The sequence below is a fragment of the Corallococcus sp. AB038B genome, from assembly GCF_003668955.1.
In the GTDB taxonomy this organism is placed as follows: domain Bacteria; phylum Myxococcota; class Myxococcia; order Myxococcales; family Myxococcaceae; genus Corallococcus; species Corallococcus exiguus.
Genome location: NZ_RAWO01000433.1, coordinates 1 through 381 on the forward strand (window position 1 = coordinate 1; position 381 = coordinate 381).

Below are 381 nucleotides of genomic sequence, written 5' to 3' on the forward strand. Positions count from 1 at the left end.
CCCGCGTGTACGCCACGCTCCGCACGCCAGTCAGCGAGTCCGTCACCCGCGCCGTGAGCGTCACCGCGCCGCTGTACATCCCGCCCGGCACAGGGACCAACAGCTCCGCCTCCGGAGGCGAGTTGTCGTAGCGCACGGTGCGCGTCAGTGACGTCTTCAGTCCCGTCTCGCCCGTCACATCAATCGTGAACGTATTCACCCCCGGCACCAGGTGAAGCATCGCGTTCACGCCGCCACCGCCGCGAGGCAGCGTGTACGTCCCGCCCGGCGACACCTCCACCACCGTCGCGGACGCCGCGTACACGCCGATGCTGTACCACAGCGAATCCCCCGGCTGCGGCCCCACGAGCCACCCGTCCGGCAGCCCCGTGCCCACGAACG

At 70.6% G+C, this 381-nt stretch carries 1 pseudogene; it reads right to left on the bottom strand.

The features are described from left to right. A pseudogene (locus D7Y04_RS43790) lies at nt 1–381 on the bottom strand (hypothetical protein); the annotation flags it as partial.